This window comes from Parafannyhessea umbonata, assembly GCF_900111255.1.
Lineage (GTDB): Bacteria > Actinomycetota > Coriobacteriia > Coriobacteriales > Atopobiaceae > Olsenella_J > Olsenella_J umbonata_A.
On the sequence record NZ_FOGP01000007.1, the window covers coordinates 41,298 to 60,758 of the forward strand.

Sequence of the window (19,461 nt, forward strand, 5' to 3'; positions counted from 1 at the left end):
GTGGTGACGCCGCTCACTTCCGCCCGCGTGGCCCGGAGGACAGAATGGTGCCAACCTCAGGAAAGGTGAAGACATGAGTGCATCGACAATCGTTTCCGTAGACAACCTCGTCAAGCGTTACGGCAGCCTGACGGCTGTGGACCATCTGACCCTCAACATCGGGGAGGGCGAGGTCTTCGGCCTGCTGGGCCCCAACGGCTCGGGCAAGACCACGACCATCAACTGCATCCTCCAGCTGCTCTCCTATGACCACGGCCAGGTCGAGCTCTTCGGCAGGCGTGCGACCCCCACGAGCTACGACCTCAAGCGCCGCGTCGGCGTGGTTCCCCAGGAGGTCGCGGTGTTCAACGAGCTCAGCGTGCGCGAGAACGTAGACGCATTCTGCGCGCTGTACGTCTCGGACCGCGCGCGCCGCAGGCAGTTGGTGGACGAGGCCATCGACTTCGTCGGCATCGGGGACTTCGAGAAGTTCCGTCCCAGCAAGCTGTCGGGAGGTCTCCGACGCAGGCTGAACATTGCCTGCGGCATCGCCCACAAGCCGGAGCTCATCATCTTCGACGAGCCCACGGTCGCCGTTGACCCCCAGAGCCGAAACGCGATTCTTGAGGGCATCCAACGCCTCAACCGCGAGGGCGCGACCATCATCTACACCTCCCACTACATGGAGGAGATCGAGCAGATCTGCACGCGCATCTCCATCATGGACGCCGGGCGCACCGTGGCCTCCGGCACGGCAGACGAGCTCAAGTCCATGGTTGGCACGGGTGAGAAGATCAACGTCGGGTGCTCTGTTCCCGACGAGGCCACCCTCGAGGCGGTCCGCTCCCTCTCGTGCGTGCGCGCTGCGACGTACGCGTCCGGTCACCTTCTGGTCGAGTGCCTCGCGGGAGACCACAACCTCTCCGACATCCTGGGCGTCCTTCGAGATCGTGGCGTGAGCTACGGCCGCGTGCTCTCCGAGCCGCCCACACTCAACGACGTGTTCCTCGAGATAACCGGTCGCGAGCTTCGCGACGAGGCATAGGGGGTCTGCCATGATGCGTGCGAACTTCAAGGCGACGCTCCTCTCCATAGTGCGCTCGCCGAGCCTCCTGTTCTGGCCGCTTGCGTTTCCCATCATCCTCTCGCTTGTCTTCTCGATGATGTTCTCGGGGCTCGAGCAGGCATATCGCCTGCAGCCGGTCTCCGTCGCCGTCGTTCGCGACGCGAACTACGACAAGGCAACCGGCTTCGACGAGCTGCTCTCATCGGTCGACGACGACGGCGACGAGTGGCACGTGTTCGACGTCAGCTCCGTCGGCAGCGTGGCCGAGGCCGAGCGCAAGGTGGTCGACGGGGACGTCTCGGGCTACATCTGCCTTGACGCGGACGCGAACCCCTCGCTCCACCTGTCGCCGCGCGCCTCGTTTAGCCTCGGCTCCGGATCGCTCACCTCGGCCCAGTCGGTGCTGGACTCCTACATCCGCGTCCGCTCCGAGATGGAGGACCTTGCGAAGAAGGACCCCATGCTCCTGGCTGACCCCACCGTCCTGCAGAGGTTCAGCTCGGACGCCGTTTCGACCGAAAGGCTCTCGGTCACGGCGAACGACCCCAAGGCGAGCGTCCGCTATTACTACGCGCTGCTCGGCATGGCCGCGGGCATAGGCTCCGTCCTGGCCATGAAGGCGATTCGCGAGACCCAGGCAAACGCGACCGCCCTGGGTGCCCGCAGGACCCTGGCCGGGTTCCCGCGCTGGCGCGTGCTCGTCTCGTCTACCGCGGCCGCGTGGCTCGCGAGCTACGCCTGCCTTGCTGTGGGCTTTGCCTTCATTCGGTTCGTTCTGGGCGTCGACTTCGGCGGACGAGAAGGACTTGCCCTCCTGGCCCTGGGCGCGGCCTCCCTCGTCTCCTCGTCGGCCGGCGCCATCTTCGGCACCTTCGCCAGCGATTCGGGCAGCGGGGTCCTGACGGCCATCACCTGCGTGCTCTCGTTCTTCGCGGGGCTGTACGGCACCTACTCCCAGCAGCTCTCCGACCAAGTCGCCCACAACCTGCCCTTGCTTGCGGCGGCCAACCCCATTCGCCAGATCTCCCAGGCCTTCTACTCGCTCATGTACTATGACTCGCTCGAGCCTTTCGCCGCGCATTGCGCGACCCTTCTGGTCACGGCGCTCGTGCTCGGCTCGGTCGCGGCGGTTCGTATGAGGAGGACCAGCTATGTCAATCTTTAAGTCCGCGTTGCGCGTCCTCTGGCGCCACAAGCTCTACGTCCTTATCTACCTCGTAATGATGACGGCGATGGGCGTGATCATCTCGTCCCAGGCGAACACGGGAGGAGTTACCGAGTACACCGCCGCCAAGCCGAACGTCGCCGTGATCGACCGTGATGGCTCGCAGATCTCCCGCTCGATCGCCACGTACGTGAGTGGAAGCGGCACCGAGGTCCAGGTCGACGACAGCCAGCGTGCCATTCAGGACGCCACGGCCGAGGATGCCGCCTCCTACATACTCGTGATTCCCGAGGGCTACGGCGACGACCTGATGTCCGCGGCCGCCGACGGCCAGGACGCCCCGGCGCTCCGCACGGTCATCAGCTACCAGAGCGCGGCTGGCTCGCTGATGGACATCAAGGTCAAGCAGTACCTCCAGTCGCTCTATGGCTACGCGTCTGCGACCGGCGCCGACCAGGAGGAGGTCGCGCGCCTGGCCTCCGACGCGATGTCCCGGGAGGCCGACGTCTCCATCGTCGACACGGGCGACTCCAGCGTCTCAGAGGCGCTCGTCCAGTACTTCATGTGGACCGAGTACCCGCTCTTCTGCTCGTGCGCGGTGTGCATCGCAGTGCTGATGAAGTCCCTCAACGGCGACGACGTGCGCAGGCGCCTCCTTGCGGCCCCCACCACCTCCTTCTCCAGGAGCCTTCAGGAGTTCGCCGCCTGCGTCGTGGCCGGCCTCGTCGCGTGGGCGTTCGTCGTCATCGTGGGCCTCGCGTTCTACGGCCAGGCCCTCGTCGCCAACGCCCCGGCAACGGCCGCGCTGCTGTCGCTCCCGAGCCTTGCGTACGCCATGGTCTCAGTCGGCGTCGGATTCCTCCTGGGCCAGATGGGCGTGGGAGAAGAGCTCGCCAACGCTCTCGCGAACGTCGGCGGCATGGTGATGTCGTTCATGGGCGGGGCGTGGATCGACCTGTCCATCGTCGGCGACGGCATCCTCTCCGTAGCTCACCTGGCCCCGTCGTTCTGGGCCACCCAGGCGATAGACAAGGTCCTCGGGATCGAGACGGCCTACACCGAGGCGGGCGTGGAAATGTGGGGGTGCCTCGGCATCGTGTCCCTCTACGCCATCGTCTTCGTGATCGTCGCGTTTGTCGTCGGCAGGGCGCGTCTGCAGCGCTCCTAGTTGTTCGCGTCGCGACCCGCGCTGGTTTGAAACGCGTCACATAAAGTGGGGATAATGACCTCACCACGAAACGTTTTCCGGGCGCCCCACGGGGCGCCCTTTCGCACGGAGGTTCGCATGACCAACAACGCTTTGGTGCTCGAGGGCGGCGGGTTTCGCGCCATGTTCACCGCGGGCGTCACCGACGTCCTGATGGAGCACGGGCTATATGACTTCTCGAGCGTCTGGGGCGTCTCGGCCGGAGCCATCAGCGCCCTGAGCTTCAAGAGCCACCAGATCGGACGCGTCGCCCGCATCATGCTGGCGTTTCGCGACGACCGACGGTTCATGTCGCTCTGGTCGTTTTTGACCACGGGCAACATGGCGGGAAGCGAGTTCATGTTCGACGAGGTCCAGAACGTGCTCGACCCCTGCGACAACGACCGCTTCAACGAAAGCCCCATGCGCATGTTCGCCGTCGCGTCGAACGTCGTGTTCGGCACGCCGGAGTACTTCGAGTGCAAGAGCCTTCCCGAGGACGTCCTCAAGGTGCGCGCATCGGCCTCGATGCCCGGCGTCTCGCAGATGGTCGAGGTCGACGGCGGGCGCTACCTGGACGGCGGCACCACGGACTCCATCCCGTACGAGGCGGCGCTCGGGCTCGAGGGCGCGAACGAGGTCGAGGGATACGGGGGCGCGCAAAAGGCCGTCGTTGTCCTCACGCGCGAGCGAGGCTACCAGAAGGACCTGGGGAACGAGGGCCTCATCCTGCGCTCCCACCGCTACGACAACTACCCCTACTTCACCCATGCGCTCGAGACGCGCCACCTGCGCTACAACGAGCAGCGCAGGCGCCTGTTCGAGATGGAGGAGCAGGAGGATTCGCGCGTGCTGGTCATTGCTCCCGAGGAGCCCGTGACGGTCGACGTCAGGGGCGCGGACGGTGGGGCCCTGCACTCCCTCTACATCCAGGGACGCCAGCAAGCAGCCCGACGCATCGAGGAGATATCGGCGTTCATCGGCCACGAGGCGTAGCCGCGGCGCATGGCCAAGAAGGGCGAGAAGGGCGTACGAGACGTCCTTCTCGACATTTTGTGGACGAATGTGGTGTTTTGCCACGTACCTGCGGGCGCTGTTGTATACTTCTTAGGCTTTTCCACTGAGCCCCGTAATCTCAAGGAAAAAGCAGTTCTCATTTCGTAGGTACATGGAGGAGTCAAGTGAACAAGTCGACTCGTTTCGCCAAGAAGGGTGAGGTCCAGCGCAACTGGGTTCTCATCGATGCCGAGGGCGCTACTCTTGGCCGCCTTGCAACGAAGGCTGCCATGATTCTTCGTGGCAAGAACAAGCCCCAGTACACCCCGAACACCGACACCGGTGACTTCGTGGTCATCATCAACGCCGACAAGGTCCAGCTTACCGGCGTCAAGGCAGATCACAAGGAGTACTGGCGTTACTCTGGCTGGCTCGGCGGCCTCAAGACCGAGTCCTTCAAGGAGGCTATGGCCAAGCACCCCGAGCGCGTCATCGAGCACGCTGTCAAGGGCATGCTTCCCCACACCACCCTTGGTCGCCAGCAGGCCACCAAGCTCAAGGTCTACGCTGGCCCCGAGCACCCGCACGCTGCACAGAACCCCGTTAAGATTGATCTGGAGGCTTAACCGATGGCTGACAACTCCGCTGTCTACACCGGCACCGGCCGTCGTAAGGAGGCCACCGCTCGCGTGCGCCTCGTTCCCGGCACCGGCAAGGTTACCGTTAACGGTCGCGACGCTCTGAACTACTTCGGTCGTCAGCAGCTCGTCGACAACGCTCTCGCTCCCTTCCGCGTCACCGACACCGTCGATCGCTTCGACGTCTTCGCCAACTGCGACGGCGGCGGCATCAACGGCCAGTCCGGCGCCCTGCGCCTGGGCATCGCCCGCGCTCTCCTCGAGGCTGGCGAGTACCGCGCCGACCTCAAGAAGGCTGGCTTCCTCACCCGCGACGCCCGTGCGGTCGAGCGCAAGAAGTACGGTCTGAAGAAGGCTCGCAAGCGCCCGCAGTTCTCCAAGCGCTAAGGCCTTTGGGTCACAGATACCTGTCAGGGGGCCTGTCGATTCTTTTCGGCAGGCCCCTTTTCTGTCACCATACGTTTGACGCGGCCTCGTTGACGCGCCAAACGTGAGCAAGTGTTCGCAACCAGAAGGGGAGCGAAATGAAGTACTTCGGAACGGACGGCTTTCGCGGCAAGGCAAACGAGGGCCTGAACGTCGATCACGCCTACAAGATCGGTCGCTTTGTCGGCTGGTACTACGGTGCCCGCGAGGGCAAGAAGGCCCGCATCATCTTGGGGAAGGACACGCGTAGGTCGAGCTACATGTTCGAGAGCGCCCTGGTGTCTGGCCTCGTGGCGTCGGGAGCCGACGCCTACATGCTGCACGTCATCCCCACGCCGGGCCTGGCATACGAGACGGCCGACGGCGGCTTTGACTGCGGCATCATGATCACCGCGAGCCACAACCCGTACTACGACAACGGCATCAAGCTGGTCAACACCGACGGCTACAAGATGGACGAGGACGTTCTGGAGAAGATCGAGTCCTACATCGACGGCGAGTTCGACGTGCCCCTGGCAACCGGCGACTCCATTGGCTGCACGGTCGACTACATGCAGGGCCGCAACCGCTACATCGCCCACCTGATCTCGTCATGCGGCTTCTCGATGCAGGGCGTCAAGGTCGGCCTGGACTGCGCGAACGGCGCGGCGTCCTCGGTGGCCCGCCCCGTCTTCGACGCCATGGGCGCCGAGACCCACGTGATCAACAACGCCCCCAACGGCTTCAACATCAACGTCGACTGCGGCTCCACCCACATCGAGCGCCTGCGTGACTTTGTTGTCAAGAACGGCCTCGATGTCGGATTTGCCTACGACGGCGACGCCGACCGCTGCCTGGCCGTCGACGAGCGCGGCCATGTGGTCGATGGCGACCTCATCCTCTACGTGTGCTCGACGTACCTCGCCAAGCACGGCCGCCTTGCCAAGAACGTCGTCGTTCCCACGGTCATGTCGAACTTCGGCTTCTTCAAGGCGCTCGAGGCCGCGGGCATCGGCCACGAGGCGACCGCGGTGGGCGACAAGAACGTCTGGGCCTGCATGATGGAGAACGGCTACACCCTGGGCGGCGAGCAGTCCGGCCACATCATCTTCGGTGACCTCGAGAAGACCGGAGACGGCATCATGACCAGCCTCCGCATCATGGAGGTGCTGCGTGCCGAGCGCGAGAAGCTCTCCGAGCTCACCCGCCCCGTCAAGCTGTACCCGCAGCTCCTGATCAACGTTCGCGTTCAGGACAAGGACGCGGTCATGGCTTCCGACGACATCAAGGCGGCGGTCGCCGAGGCCGAGAAGTTCCTCGAGGGCAATGGTCGCGTCCTCGTGCGCGCGAGCGGCACCGAGCCCCTGATCCGCGTCCTCGCGGAGGCACCCACCGACGAGCTCTGCCAGCAGGCGGACGCCATCGTCATCAAGGCGCTGGAGCCCTACAAGGAGTAGCTCCGCCGCTCGAGACGCTGCGCATAGTGACGCTTTCGCGAGAAGGGCGTGCCTCCCAGCTGGTGGCATGCCCTTCTCGCGTGTGGCATGTCTTTTTGTGGCGCTGTCGCAGCGATAACACCTCGCTGGTAGAATGAAGAGCTAGTATGCAATGCCGCCTTATGGGCGGCAGGGATAACCCAGGAGGTAACAACATGTGCGGAGTCGTCGGTTACACCGGCAAGAAGCAGGCGGTGGACTTCCTTCTCTATGGTCTCCAGACGCTCGAGTACCGCGGGTACGACTCCGCGGGCGTTGCCGTGCTCTCTCCCGACAACAACCTTCACCTGGTAAAGGTCGCTGGCCGCGTTGCCGCCCTGCGCGAGCGCTGCGAGGCTGCCAACCTGGTGGGCACCACCGGCATCGGGCACACGCGCTGGGCAACCCACGGCGCCCCGACGGACAAGAACGCCCACCCGCACACCAGCTGCGACGGTCGCATCGCCGTCGTCCATAACGGCATCATCGAGAACTACGAGCAGCTCAAGCGCCAGCTCATGGCCGAGGGCCACGGCTTTAAGAGCGATACGGACACCGAGGTCGTCGCGCACCTGGTGGAGGACGCCTGGAACGGACCCGCGAAGGGCGACCTGGCCGCTGCCGTGCGCAACGCCTGCGACAGGCTCGAGGGGTCGTGGGCCCTTGCCGTCACCTGCGCGGACTGCCCCGGCGAGCTCGTGGTGACCAGGAACGCCTCCCCCCTGGTCGTCGCCTCGACCGAGGACGGCGCCTACGCCGCCTCCGACGTCATGCCGCTTGCCCGGGTCACGTCGCACTGCATCCAGCTTGACGACCACGACATCGCCGTGCTCCACGAGGACGGCAGCATTGTCGTAGAGGACCGAGACGGCAACCGCGTCGACCATCCCAAGACCCTCGACATCGACTGGGACGCCTCGGCGGCCACGCTGGGCGGCTACTCCGACTTCATGGCAAAGGAGATCTCCGAGCAGCCTGCGGCCATCGAGCGCCTGCTGAAGGACCGCCTGGGCAAGCACGGCATCGAGCTCGACGAGCTCGATATGACCGAGGAGGAGCTCGCGGCCATCGATCGCGTCTACATGGTCGCGTGCGGCACCTCGTATCACGTCAGCCTCATCGCTCGCGAGCTGCTTCAGGACTGGGCCAAGGTGCCGGTCTTCTGCGAGTACGCCTCCGAGCTCAACTACAAGGAGCCGCTCGTTACCGAGCACACGCTCTGCGTCATCATCACTCAGTCCGGTGAGACCGCCGACACCCTCACCGCGGCGCGCCGCATGAGGGCCATGGGCTGCAAGGTCTTCGCCATCACCAACGTCCTGGGGTCCTCCGCTGCCCGCGAGAGCGACGGCACGATGTACATCCAGGCGGGCCCCGAGGTCTGCGTCGCCTCGACCAAGGCCTACACCGCGCAGATGGTCGCCTCCGCGCTTCTTGCCCTGAGGATCGCAAAGGCCAAGGGCACCATGGATTCCGACAGCGTGCGCGGCCACTTCGCGAACCTCGAGCAGGTTCCTGGCCTCATGAGCGAGGTCATCAGCCGCCGCTGGCAGGACAAGCAGGCCGCCCAGGTGTTCCGCAACGCCAAGAGCGCGCTGTTCCTGGGCCGCGGTGTCAACTCGACGACGGCATACGAGGGCGCTCTTAAGCTGAAGGAGATTAGCTACCTGCATGCCGAGGCATACCCCGCAGGCGAGATGAAGCATGGCCCCATCGCCCTGCTCGAGCCCGGCTTCCCCGTGGTCGCCATCGTCCCGGCGGACCACGTTCACGACAAGACGGTCTCCAACATCGAGGAGTCCATCGCCCGCGGCGCCATGGTCGTCGCGGTCGCGACGGACGGGGACGAGCGCGTCGCGAAGCTCTGCGAGCACACGCTCTGGATCCCGCCCTGTCCCGAGGAGTGGATCGTTCCTCTGGTGGCCATCGTCCACCTGCAGCTGCTTGCCCGCTACGTCGCCCGCAGCCGTGGCTGCGACGTCGACAAGCCGCGCAACCTGGCTAAGTCCGTTACGGTTGAGTAGGGGTTATTCGTGGCACGAGCCGGCGTGGGCGTGGACATGCTCGAGATCAAGAGGATGGAGCGTGCGATCAGCCGCCATCCCTCCTTCCTCCAGAGGGTGTTCACCGAAGAGGAGCGCATCTATTGCGAGGGGACCGCGCGTCCCACCGAGCACTATGCGGCCCGTTTCGCGGCGCGCGAGGCGACGCTCAAGGCGTTGGGCACGGGCTTCTCGCAGGGCGTGAAGGTGCGTGACGTGTCGGTCGGGCGAGACTCGCGGGGCCGTCCCGTCGCGGTTCTGACGGGAAGGGCCGCCGAGGTGGCGGCGGAGCAGGGCGTCCAGGAGGTCCTGCTGTCGCTCTCGCACACCCACGAGGTTGCCGTGGCCAACGCCGTGGCGATGACGGACGACGTTCGTCCCAAGGCGGACGAGACGACGGACCCCCTCAAGGAGCTCCAGGCCTCATTCAAGCAGGCCCGCTCGGTGATTGACGAGCTTGAGCGCCTTCAGGACGGAATCTTGGACACACTTGACGGGGAAGAGCGCGGGGAAGAAGAACCCGCGATGGAGCAGATACCCTTTGCGGATGCTCGGGGGAGTGACGAATAATGCAGCCAGTACTTAACGTCGAGGACGTAAAGCGTGTGGAGAGCGGCCTGACCGAGGTGGGCGTCAGCATCTCCGAGCTCATGCACAGGGCGGGCACCGCCGCCGCGAACGAGGTCATGCGCACCGACGACGTGTCCTCGGTCACGGTCTTTTGCGGCCTCGGCAACAACGGTGGCGACGGCTGGGTTGCCGCCGAGTCTCTTCGCAAGCGCGACATCGACGTGACGGTGGTCACGCCGGTCGCCCCCGATGACATCCAGGGCGACCTCGCCCGCGTGGTCGCAAAGAGCGCCCAGGCGGCCGGCGTGAAGATGCTCGTCGCCCCGCCGAAGGGTCGTGTCGAGGAGCTGCTGCTCTCGACTGACGTCGTTGTCGACGCGATGCTGGGCACCGGGTTCCACGGAGACCCCCGCGCCCCCTTTGACATCTGGATCGAGTGCATCAACGCGTCGGGCGCCACGGTCATCGCCGTCGACGTCCCCAGCGGTCTTTCCGCCCAGACGGGTCTTGCGTCTTCTAGGTGCGTCATCGCCGACATGACGGTCACCATGCTGGTGCTCAAGCCCGGCCTGCTTGCGGACATGGGCCGCGACGCCTGCGGAACCATCGTCGTCGCCCCGCTTGCCGAGCAGACCGAGCGTCTGGTGCTCGAGGCGGACCCCGTCGCCTGGAGGGCCGACCTCGAGGACTATGTCGACGTGCTCGCGCCGCCCTCCAATGCGGTTGACAAGTTCACGCGCGGGTCGGTGCTGGTCGTCGGAGGCTCCCTCCGCTTCCCGGGCGCCCCGCTCCTGGCCGCCCAGGCGGCCGCTCGCTCCGGCGCCGGCTACGTGACCCTTGCCGTTCCCGAGCCTGTCGCCCCCATCCTGCAGTCGCAGATGCCCGAGATTCCGGTCATGGGGCTTCCCTCCGACCCGGACGGCACCTTCTCGGCCGAGGCCGCGGACATCGTGGCCGAGCTCGCCCTCAAGCGCACGGCGACCCTGGTTGGCCCCGGCATGCGCGTGAGCGGTGGCACGGTCGGCGTGGTCTCCAAGCTGATCTCGAGCGAGGTCCCGCTGGTCATCGATGCCGATGGCCTGAACTGCCTGGCTCGCCTGACGTCCAACAAGCTGGATGACTTCCCCGAGCTGCTTCGCAGGAACGAGCCGCTCATCCTGACCCCGCACCGTCGCGAGCTCGGCAGGCTTGTGGGGCAGCAGGAGGTTCCTCCCGCGTCCCTCACCGCAGCGATGGAGGCCGCAAGGCGCATCGTCTGGACCGATGGTGGCAGCGAGATAACGGTCGTCGCCAAGGGCTCCGCAACCGCGTGTGTGAGCGTCGACGCGGCCGTCCTGCCCAAGCCAGGCCCCGCGGCCCTGGCCACCGCCGGGTCTGGGGACGTGCTGGGAGGCGTGGTCGCGGCATTTCTTGCCCGCTCCAACGTGGGCAACGATGACCTACCCGTTCTTTCCGCGCTCGCCTGCGAGGTCCATGGCTACGCCGGTTCGATTGCGGCCGAGCGCTTTGGCTCTCACGGCGTGATGGCGCGTGACATTATTGATGCATTGGGACTCGCCGAGGACGCGCTCGAAGAGCAGATCGCCTTCCCCGAATCCACGGATATGGATTAGCGACTGGAGGAAACGCAGCGATGCCGACCGTTAAGTATCCCAAGAACCGATGGGCATGGGTCGAGGTTGACCTCAACGCCATTCGCAAGAACACCAGGGCCTTCAAGGCGCAGATTGAGCGCGGCACCAAGATGATGTGCGCCGTCAAGGCGGACGCCTATGGTCACGGTGCCGTCGAGTGCGCCAAGACCATGCACTCCGCGGGCGCGGACCAGTTTGCCGTCGCCACGGTCGACGAGGGTATCGAGCTGAGAAAGGGCGGGGTGACCCAGCCCATCCTCATGCTCAACGAGTCGCCGCTCGAGGGCATTGACGACCTGCTGGCCTACGACATCATGCCGGCCATCTACACCACGGAGTTCGCCTATGCCTATGGCGAGCGCGCCGTCGCCCTGGACAAGGTCGGCAAGTACCACCTGGCGGTGGACACGGGCATGACGCGCATCGGCGTGCTTCCCGAGGACGCGGTCGAATTCCGCCACAGCATCGACTTCCATCGCGGCCTGGAGTGCGCGGGCACATTCACGCACTTCGCGACGGCCGACGTCATCGGCGACTGGGACTTCAAACAGCAGGCGCGCCGCTTTGCCGACACGGTGGGCGCGCTTCGCCAGGCGGGGTTCGAGACGGGGCTCGTGCACTGCGACAACACCCCCGGCACTCTGCTCCATCCCGAGTTCCACTATGACATGTGCCGCGTGGGCATCGGCCTCTACGGCCTTCAGGCTGCCGAGACCACCGCGCCTCGCATCGCGCTGACGCCTGCCATGAGCGTGCGCGCCCGCGTGACGCGCGTCATCAACCCGGCCGTGGGCGAGGGCGTCGGCTACGGCCTGACCTATCGCGTGCCGAAGCCCAACATCCAGATCGCCACGGTTCCCGTGGGCTACGCGGACGGGCTCTCGCGCGTCCTCTCCAACAACATGGATGTCATCTGCAACGGCACCCGTGCCCGCCAGGTCGGACGTATCTGCATGGACCAGTTCATGTTCGCCGTGGACGTCAACAGCATCCGCGCCTATCACCCGGCCCGCTCGGTCGAGCGTGGCGACGTCGTGACCATCATCGGTCGCGACGGCGACGAGGAGATCACGGCCGACGAGATGGCGGCGCGTCGCAACACGATTAACTACGAGGTCGTCTGCAACTTCTCGCAGCGTCTTGACAGGGTCTTCGTCTAGGAGGTTCTTGTGGGTGTCATGCACATTCCCGGGCATGAGCACCAGCGCCCGGGTGAGGTCGCGCTCCAAGAGATACGTGACGTCATGGGCAACTGCCAGCTCTGTCCCCTGGGCCAGACGCGAACCAACCTCGTGTTCGGGACGGGAAACCCCCATGCTCGCGTGATGTTCGTCGGCGAGGGGCCTGGCAAGAACGAGGACGTCCAGGGCGAGCCCTTCGTGGGCCAGGCCGGAAAGAGGCTTGACTCGCTCTTGGGCTTGGCTGGGCTGAGGCGCGAGGACGTGTACATCGCGAACGTCATCAAGTGCCGGCCGCCCTCGAACCGCAACCCACGTCCCGAGGAGATCAAGGCCTGCTCGCCCTTCCTGCGCGAGCAGATCCGCAGCATCTGGCCAGACGTGATCGTGTGCCTGGGCAACTTCGCCACGCAGTTCGTCTTGCGCACCGATAGGGGCGTGACGCAGCTTCGCGGCAAGATGTACGAGACCGGGCATTTCAAGGTCATCCCCACGTTCCATCCGGCGGCGACGCTCTACCACGAGGAGTGGACGCCGCTGCTCGAGGCAGACCTGACGATGCTGGGTGACTGGCTGAAGGAAAGCCCGAGGCAGGAGGAGGCACAATGAGCGTCGCGACAAGGGTCGGAAGGGGCGAGTTCCGCTCGACCTCGGCCGAGCAGACGATAGCCGTGGGCGAGGCCTTGGGCCGTGTCCTGCGGGAGGGCGACGTGCTCGTCCTCACGGGCGACCTGGGGGCGGGGAAGACCCAGCTCACCAAGGGAATCGCACGCGGCATGGGCGTCGATGGCGACGTCACGAGCCCGACCTTCACCATCGAGATGGTCTACGAGGGCCGCGACCTTCCCCTCTACCACTTCGACCTGTACCGCCTGGACTCCGCTTCGCAGCTTGAGGACACGGGCCTCTTCGACGTGCTGGGCTCAGACGGTCCTTGCGTCATCGAGTGGGGCGAGCAGTTCTCTGACGACATTGGAGAAGAGCGCATCGACGTGTTCGTCACGCGCCTCGACGACGAGGCGGCCCCGGGAGAGGAGCCGCCGCGCCTGATCTCCCTGCGCGCTCACGACGCGCGGGGAGAAGAGCTGTTGGACGCCCTCGAGGCGCAGGCCCAGCAGATGAACTAACCGGAAGGGCGGGGTAAGGGCCATGGCGTGCATGCGCTTCTCGCCCCGCAAATTGCCCGTCGTTGTGACGCGGGCCTACGAAAGAGACAATCGCACATGAGTACCGAAGCACCCCAGATGAGCGTCCGCACCATCCTTGCCGTAGACACCTCGACCGACATGCTCGCCTGCGCCGTGGGCACATGGGAGGGTGGCGACGCGGCCCCGAGCTGCAAGACGCTGGCCACGCGCGACCACCTGTGCCGTCGTCATGCCAACGAGGAGCTGGCCAACAGCTGCCGCGCCGCGCTCGAGGAGGCCGGCCTTGCGATGGCGGACGTCGACGCGGTCCTGGTGGGGAGGGGGCCCGGCTCCTTCACGGGGGTCCGCATCGGCATCGCCACGGCAAAGGGGCTGGCCTGTGGTCTGGGCAAGCCCCTGTACGGGGCGTCGACGCTCGACGCGGCCGCCTGGACCGCGTGGGAGGCTGGCGTGCGCGGCAAGCTCCTGGTGGTGGGCGACGCCATGCGCGGAGAGGTCTATCCGGGCGACTATGCGCTCGATGACAATGGCGCGCACCGACGGTTCGCGTCCGAGCGCGTCCTCAAGGCTGACGCGTTCGTCGAGGAGCTCTCCGCCCGCGGCGACGGGGGCGACCTGACGATATCGGGTGACGGCCTCAAGAAGTACCGCGCGAAGTTCGAGGATGCGGGCTTCTCGTGCATTGCCGACGAGGCCATCTGGCATCCCACCGGCTCCGGCCTGCTGCACGCAGCCGTCGCGCCCGAGGCCCATTTGGGCGACGGCGACCCCGCGCTGGTGCTTCCCATCTACACGCGCCTTTCCGACGCGGAGGAAAACGAGCGCAGGCGCCTTGGCATGGCGGAGCCGGCCAGCGTGCAGACCACGGGCGTCGACGACCTGCTGGCGGGCATTCACTCGCAGCTGAGGCCGATGACCGTGAACGACCTCGAGGCCGTCGCGGAGCTCGAGGCCGAGGTCTACCAGGACGCGGCGCACACGCCGTGGTCTCGCCAGCTCTTCTTCGAGGACCTCTCCCAGCCGGGACGTTCCTGGTGGGTCGCGCATGATCGCGGCGAGATCATCGGCTTTGCGGGCGGCATGCTCGCGGGGGATGACTTCGAGGTGACAGACGTGGTCGTGTGCCCCGCGCGCCGTCGCGAGGGGCTGGCGTCGCGCCTGTTCGCGCGCATTGCCTATGACGCCCAGATGCTCGGTGCCAAGACTGCCTCACTCGAGGTGGAGGAGAAGAACGCGGCGGGCCGCGCGCTGTACGAGTGCCTTGGCATGCGACGGACGGGCAAGCGTCCGAACTACTACGGCCAGGGCGAGGACGCACTCATCCTCTCGGTCGATCTGCCGCTCGACGCATCGCGTCTGCAGGGGGAGCGCGTCGAGCCGAGCGCCTCGGTGCGCCCGTGGCCCATCGAGGTGGGCAAGAGGAGCGAGGACTGCCTGCGCGCGCTGGATGCCGCGGGAGGCCTGATCCTCTCGGTCGAGTCGTCCTGCGACGAGACCGCCATGGCCATCATCGACTCGCATGGAACCATCTGCGCGAATGTCGTCGCGACCTCAATCGACTTCCACGCCCGCTTTGGCGGCGTTGTGCCCGAGATTGCCTCGCGCAAGCACGTCGAGGCCATTGTCGGCGTCTTCGAGGAGACGCTCGCCCGGGCCGGCGCCCACTTTGGCTGCGACACACTGACTCCCGCGGACCTCTCTGCCGTGGGCGTGACGGCGGGGCCCGGCCTCGTGGGCGCGCTGGTGGTCGGCGTCGCCTTCGCAAAGGGCGTTTGCGCCGCAACCGACCTTCCGCTCGTGGCCGTGAACCATCTCGAGGGTCACCTTCTGGCGAACCTCTTCGCCAACCGCGAGCTCGAGCCGCCCTTTGTCGCAAGCCTCGTGTCTGGCGGCAACACCATGCTGGTCCACGTAAAGGAGTGGGGTGACTACGAGGTCCTGGGCTCCACCATCGACGATGCGGTGGGCGAGGCCTTCGACAAGGTCGCAAAGGCCTTGGGGCTGGGCTACCCGGGCGGCCCCATCATCTCCAAGCTCGCCGCCCGCGGAAACAAGAAGGCGATCCACTTCCCCCGCGCCATGATGCACAGCCATGACTTCCGCTTCTCGCTCTCCGGCCTGAAGACGGCCGTCATCACCTACATCGAGGGCGAGAACAAGGCCGGAAGGCCAATCAACCTCCCGGACCTCGCCGCCTCGTTCGAGGCGGCGGTCATCGACGTCCAGGTTGCCAAGGCCGCGGAGGCCGTCCTGCAGACGGGCGTCTCGGACTTCTGCGTGGGCGGCGGCGTTGCTGCGAACCCCCAGCTGCGCGAGGCGTACAAGAAGCGCTTCAGGCGCATGGGGGTCAGGGTGAGCGTTCCGCCGCTGTCCGTCTGCGGAGACAACGGCGCCATGATCGCGGTCGTCGCCCTGCGAAATTATAGAGACGGCGTGATGGCCGACCTTTCGCTCGACGCAAATCCCAATGCAAAGCTGGGTGCCTGGAGCTCTACCGCGGCGCCACTGATAGGAGGGGACTGGCCTGCACAATCCTAAGGTCAGGCGGGATTAATCTTTTCGCTGTCGGGTGGTGCCGCGATGCTTGGGCGCATCGCGGCACCGTTTTATTGCATATGGTAAAGAGGGATATAATCGCTGGTTAAACCCGTGTTACCAAGGACGGGGACTTCACTTTCGAATTTGATAGCTGTCGTATTCTGACCTCGTGCACGTAACTTTCTCGCATTAGGTTGCAAGGGGGAGGGGAATAGGTCCCCTCCGGTTGCGGAGCACGGAAGGGGACTTTAGGCAGTTTTCAGAAGGAAAGAAGGAACCACCATGACCAAGGCCAACCCTACCCATAACCAGCATCTGCAAAATGTCTCAGAGAGCGAGCATCTGGACAAGCTCTCGCGTCGTGGCTTCCTCAGGCTTTCTGGCGTCACCGCCGCCGCCGCAGCGGGCACCTCTTTGCTGAGCGCCTGCGGCCCTGCGGCCCCCGGCGCCTCTGGGTCCGATTCCTCTGACAGCTCCTCCGACTCGTCTGCCGCCACCCTGGGCGACGGCAAGACCCTTCGCGTCGGCATGGAGGTTGCCTACGCGCCCTACAACTGGCAGACCTCCGAGTCTTCTGACACCACCATTCCCGTCGACAACGTCTCCGGTGCCTACGCCGATGGCTACGACGTGCAATTCGCCAAGGTGATTGCCGAGGCGCTGGGCATGGAGCCCGTTGCCATCAAGATGGCCTTCTCGGGTCTGATCGACTCGCTCAACAACGGCCAGATCGACATCATCTGCGCCGGCATGTCCGCGACCGAAGAGCGCAAGCAGGCAATCGACTTCTCTGACCCCTACTTCGTCGGCGGCTTCGGGCTGCTTGTCAAGAAGGACTCTCCCTACGCAAGCGCCACCTCGCTTGAGGATTTCAAGGGTGCTGCGGTCCTGGGCCAGAAGGACACGCTCCTCGACCAGGTCATCGATGAGATTCCCGAGGTCAACCACCTGACGCCGGTCGAGACCGTTCCCAACATGATTTCCCAGCTCAACCAGGGGACATGTGACGCCATCACCTTCAACACCGAGAGCACCAAGAGCTTCCTGCGCGCCAACCCCGACCTCGTCGCCGTCCAGTTTGACGAGGGCAAGGGCTTCAAGGAGACCGTCCCCGTCAACGCTGGCATCAAGAAGGGACAGGACGCCGTCCTGAAGAAGATCAACGACGCGATTGCCGCCTACTCGGACGACAAGCGCCAGGAGATCTTCGACGCCTGCGTCGATCGCACTCCCGAGTAAGAAGCACTTCTCCTCTCAACCGCACGTACTGCGGCGCGCGCCCGAGAGACATGGGTCTTGCGGGCGGGCGCCGTTCCCGTTAACTCGAAAAAGGAGGTTGCGACGCAATGAGCAGCAACCACGAGGGCTCTGACCCCTCCCTCCCCGCACAGTCAAGGGGCGACAGGCACGGCTTCGCCGGCTTTGTGCTCAACGATCATCGCTACGTATTCCTGGGAACGAGCGTCATCGCGCTCGTTGGCATGTGGCTCTCCATGCAGCCGCGCAGCGACATGAGCTTCCTCGCTCAGTCCTATGCCGTCGAGGTGGTCCTGTACTACGCGCTCGTGCTGTTCCTCGCCGTGGCGGCCGTCGCCCTGGTCAACAAGCTCGTCAAGTGGCGTGACTATGCAACCACGTCCCCACTCGCGCGTCCTGCCGCCCGCCGCGCCGAGCGCATCGCGTCGTACGTGGTCGCCGCGATCACCTGCGTGCTCTTCGTCGACCGTGCGGTCATGGGGTTCGCCTCGGTCGTTGGTGCCGCCATCGCGTCCGACTCCACCCCCCAGGGCTTCCTGCCCGGCGCCGTCTACATGGTCTTCGAGGGTAGGGACATCTTCGTTCAGGGCATCCTCACGACCATCGAGCTTGCCCTTTTCGGCACCATCATCGCCTTCTTCCTGGCGATACTCCTGGTCTTCCTGCGCATCCAGCAGATCGATCGCCCGGACAACGACGCCGTCCGTTTCTTCAAGGTCCTGGGCGTCGGTTTCGCGCGCGTCTACTCTGCCGTGGTGCGCGGCACGCCGATGATGGTCCAGTCCCTTCTCATCTACTTCGCGGGCTTCGCGGCCCTGCGCGGCACCGGCATGTCCGCGTCGCAGATCGGCGCCATCTGGTCCACGTTCGTCGCGGGCCTGGTCACCATCTCGCTCAACTCGACCGCCTACATGATGGAGGTCCTGCGCGGCGGCATCGAGGCCGTCGACGACGGCCAGACCGAGGCCGCGCGCTCGCTGGGCCTCTCGCAGTGGCAGGCGATGACCAAGGTCGTCTTCCCGCAGGGCATCAAGAACGCCATCCCCGCCCTCTCGAACGAGCTCGTCATCAACATCAAGGACTCCTCGGTCCTCTCGGTCATCGGTGTGTTCGACCTCATGTTCGCGACGACCACGGTCGCCGGCATCTACTACCGACAGCTCGAGGTCTACGCCGTTGCCACCCTGTGCTACCTCATCCTCACGATGGTGGCCAGCAAGCTCCTCTCGATGCTTGCGCTCCGGCTCGACGCCTCTGACCCCGGCCCCGTGCTGAGCACGTCCGACGTGACGTCCACCGCCGGCACCGCGGGCGGCAAGGCCGATCCCAGGAAGGTCAAGCTGGACGAGCACCACAAGGGCGCGCACGGCAAGAAGCCGTCGTCCAAGAGGTAGGGGAGAAGAACAATGACTAACGCTTCCAACAACGGCTCCGCCGAGCCCATCATCCACGTCGAGGGCCTGCGCAAGTCGTTCGGCTCCCACGAGGTCCTGAAGAACATCGACTTCAAGGTCATGCCGGGCGAGGTCGTCACCATCATCGGCGCCTCGGGCTCGGGCAAGTCGACGCTGCTGCGCTGCATCAACCTGCTCGAGACGCCCGACTCCGGGCACGTGTGGTTCCATGGCCAGGACCTTGCCGCCGAGCACGTGGACGTGAACGCCCTGCGCGAGAAGATCGGCATGGTCTTCCAGAGCTTCAACCTGTTCAACAACCTCAACGTGCTGGACAACTGCACCCTTGCGCCCATTACCCTCAAGAAGATGGGCAAGGCCGAGGCCGAGGCCGAGGCCAAGCGCAACCTCGAGGCGGTCGGCCTTCTGGACTTCGCGAGCGCCCCCTCGACCTCGCTCTCGGGCGGCCAGAAGCAGCGCGTCGCCATCGCCCGCGCGCTTTGCATGAAGCCCGACCTCATGCTGTTCGACGAGCCGACCTCCGCCCTCGACCCCGAGATCGTGGGCGAGGTCCTCAACGTCATGCGCGACCTTGCGGCCCAGGGCATGACGATGGTCGTCGTGACGCACGAGATGGACTTCGCCAAGAACGTCTCGGACAAGGTCGTCTTCATGGACCAGGGCGTCATCGCCGAGCAGGGCAGCCCGAGCAAGCTCTTCACGAGTCCCGAGCACCCGCGCACCCGGGAGTTCCTCTCTCGCTATCTCGAGGACACCGGAGTCGCATAGG

17 protein-coding genes are annotated in these 19,461 nt (G+C 65.5%); all 17 read left to right on the forward strand.

The window, feature by feature from the left end; genetic code table 11:
• Positions 1-73 precede the first annotated feature (73 nt).
• The 17 genes from BMY31_RS08220 to BMY31_RS08300 all read left to right on the forward strand — a co-directional run bounded on the left by BMY31_RS08220 (position 74) and on the right by BMY31_RS08300 (position 19,460).
• A complete protein-coding gene (locus BMY31_RS08220; protein ID WP_091009735.1) occupies positions 74-1,024 on the forward strand; it encodes an ABC transporter ATP-binding protein in 951 nt (316 codons plus the stop codon).
• Between the two features lie 10 nt (positions 1,025-1,034).
• Positions 1,035-2,210 carry an ABC transporter permease gene (locus BMY31_RS08225; RefSeq protein ID WP_078687772.1) on the forward strand — a complete coding sequence of 392 codons (1,176 nt, stop codon included), beginning with the start codon at positions 1,035-1,037 and terminating at the stop codon, positions 2,208-2,210.
• Positions 2,197-3,378, forward strand: a complete 1,182-nt coding sequence (locus BMY31_RS08230) for an ABC transporter permease (protein WP_091009738.1) — start codon at positions 2,197-2,199, stop codon at positions 3,376-3,378. Before BMY31_RS08225 ends, BMY31_RS08230 begins: the two co-directional genes overlap by 14 nt.
• 117 nt (positions 3,379-3,495) lie before the next feature.
• On the forward strand, positions 3,496-4,392 hold the full coding sequence (locus tag BMY31_RS08235; protein WP_091009740.1) for a patatin-like phospholipase family protein: 897 nt from the start codon (positions 3,496-3,498) through the stop codon (positions 4,390-4,392).
• 185 nt (positions 4,393-4,577) lie between these two features.
• Entirely contained in the window at positions 4,578-5,018 is a 441-nt protein-coding gene (rplM, locus tag BMY31_RS08240) for a 50S ribosomal protein L13 (protein ID WP_078687769.1), read from the forward strand.
• Between the two features lie 3 nt (positions 5,019-5,021).
• Positions 5,022-5,417, forward strand: coding sequence for a 30S ribosomal protein S9 (rpsI, locus tag BMY31_RS08245; protein WP_078687768.1), 396 nt, complete (start codon positions 5,022-5,024; stop codon positions 5,415-5,417).
• A gap of 137 nt (positions 5,418-5,554) precedes the next feature.
• Positions 5,555-6,892, forward strand: a complete 1,338-nt coding sequence (gene glmM / locus BMY31_RS08250; RefSeq protein WP_091009742.1) for a phosphoglucosamine mutase — start codon at positions 5,555-5,557, stop codon at positions 6,890-6,892.
• A gap of 194 nt (positions 6,893-7,086) precedes the next feature.
• Positions 7,087-8,934: a glutamine--fructose-6-phosphate transaminase (isomerizing) gene (gene glmS, locus BMY31_RS08255; RefSeq protein ID WP_078687766.1), complete on the forward strand. Its 1,848-nt coding sequence runs from the start codon at positions 7,087-7,089 to the stop codon at positions 8,932-8,934.
• Between the two features lie 9 nt (positions 8,935-8,943).
• Positions 8,944-9,522 (forward strand): holo-ACP synthase, encoded by a 579-nt coding sequence (gene acpS / locus BMY31_RS08260; RefSeq protein ID WP_091009746.1) that lies wholly within the window; start codon positions 8,944-8,946, stop codon positions 9,520-9,522.
• The gene (locus BMY31_RS08265) at positions 9,522-11,135 is read left to right on the forward strand and encodes an NAD(P)H-hydrate dehydratase (RefSeq protein ID WP_091009749.1); all 1,614 of its coding nucleotides are present in this window, start codon (positions 9,522-9,524) and stop codon (positions 11,133-11,135) included. The genes acpS and BMY31_RS08265 overlap by 1 nt, the downstream gene beginning before the upstream one ends.
• A gap of 20 nt (positions 11,136-11,155) precedes the next feature.
• Complete coding sequence (gene alr, locus BMY31_RS08270) at positions 11,156-12,316, forward strand: alanine racemase (protein WP_078687763.1); 1,161 nt, start codon at positions 11,156-11,158, stop codon at positions 12,314-12,316.
• A 9-nt stretch (positions 12,317-12,325) separates the two neighbouring features.
• The gene (locus BMY31_RS08275; protein WP_091009752.1) at positions 12,326-12,943 is read left to right on the forward strand and encodes a uracil-DNA glycosylase; all 618 of its coding nucleotides are present in this window, start codon (positions 12,326-12,328) and stop codon (positions 12,941-12,943) included.
• Complete coding sequence (gene tsaE / locus BMY31_RS08280; RefSeq protein ID WP_078687761.1) at positions 12,940-13,461, forward strand: tRNA (adenosine(37)-N6)-threonylcarbamoyltransferase complex ATPase subunit type 1 TsaE; 522 nt, start codon at positions 12,940-12,942, stop codon at positions 13,459-13,461. Before BMY31_RS08275 ends, tsaE begins: the two co-directional genes overlap by 4 nt.
• A 96-nt stretch (positions 13,462-13,557) precedes the next feature.
• Positions 13,558-16,020, forward strand: coding sequence for a tRNA (adenosine(37)-N6)-threonylcarbamoyltransferase complex transferase subunit TsaD (tsaD, locus tag BMY31_RS08285; protein WP_091009755.1), 2,463 nt, complete (start codon positions 13,558-13,560; stop codon positions 16,018-16,020).
• 282 nt (positions 16,021-16,302) lie between these two features.
• On the forward strand, positions 16,303-17,259 hold the full coding sequence (locus BMY31_RS08290) for a transporter substrate-binding domain-containing protein (protein WP_091009758.1): 957 nt from the start codon (positions 16,303-16,305) through the stop codon (positions 17,257-17,259).
• A gap of 107 nt (positions 17,260-17,366) precedes the next feature.
• Positions 17,367-18,671 (forward strand): amino acid ABC transporter permease, encoded by a 1,305-nt coding sequence (locus BMY31_RS08295; protein ID WP_091009762.1) that lies wholly within the window; start codon positions 17,367-17,369, stop codon positions 18,669-18,671.
• Between the two features lie 12 nt (positions 18,672-18,683).
• Positions 18,684-19,460 carry an amino acid ABC transporter ATP-binding protein gene (locus tag BMY31_RS08300; RefSeq protein ID WP_304528589.1) on the forward strand — a complete coding sequence of 259 codons (777 nt, stop codon included), beginning with the start codon at positions 18,684-18,686 and terminating at the stop codon, positions 19,458-19,460.
• Position 19,461 lies beyond the last annotated feature (1 nt).